This window comes from Allochromatium palmeri (genome assembly GCF_009720725.1).
In the GTDB taxonomy this organism is placed as follows: domain Bacteria; phylum Pseudomonadota; class Gammaproteobacteria; order Chromatiales; family Chromatiaceae; genus Thermochromatium; species Thermochromatium palmeri.
This window is the reverse complement of sequence record NZ_WNKT01000159.1, coordinates 1-645: the sequence shown is the minus strand read 5'-3', so window position 1 is coordinate 645 and position 645 is coordinate 1. Positions and strand designations below refer to the sequence as shown.

Annotated in this window: 1 protein-coding gene; it reads left to right on the top strand. The window is 61.9% G+C overall.

Annotated elements, in window-relative coordinates:
• Nucleotides 1–606, top strand: a 606-nt coding sequence (locus GJ668_RS19925; protein ID WP_155451815.1) for an IS3 family transposase, incomplete at its 5' end; no start/stop codon positions are given.
• Nucleotides 607–645 lie beyond the last annotated feature (39 nt).

Here is a 645-nt window from a genome sequence, read left to right as displayed (position 1 = left end):
GTCTATCCCTATTTGCTGCGCGGGGTCGAGGTCACGCGCCCGAATCAGGTCTGGAGTAGCGACATCACCTATGTGCCTCTGGCGCATGGATGGGCCTACCTGGTGGCCGTCATTGACTGGTACGCGCGGCGGGTACTGGCTTGGCGTCTCTCCAACACCCTGGAGGCCGGGTTTTGTGTCGATTGCCTGGAAGAGGCTGTGCGCGCTCACGGGCGCCCGGAGATCTTCAATACCGATCAGGGGGCGCAATTCACCAGCGCGGCGTTCACGGGCGTCCTGCGGCGTGAAGGGATCGCCATCAGTATGGATGGGCGCGGGCGGGCCTTGGACAACATCTTCGTCGAGCGCTTGTGGCGCAGCGTGAAGTACGAGGATGTCTACATTAAGGGCTACGCGAGCCTGCCCGAGTTGCTCCTGGGGTTGAGCGCCTATTTCGCCTTCTACAACAGCCAACGCCCTCACCAGTCCCTCGGCTACCTCACGCCCGATGCCGTCTACCAATCCGGCACCGGTGGCGGAGCGAAGATCGTGGATCGCTTCGCCAAGGCCGAATCAGAACTGGGGCGGCGCCAAACGGCTGTGGTTGAGGGGGGCAGCACAACTTAAATTCGGGGGAAAACTGTCCTTGACATGGGGTCCACTATA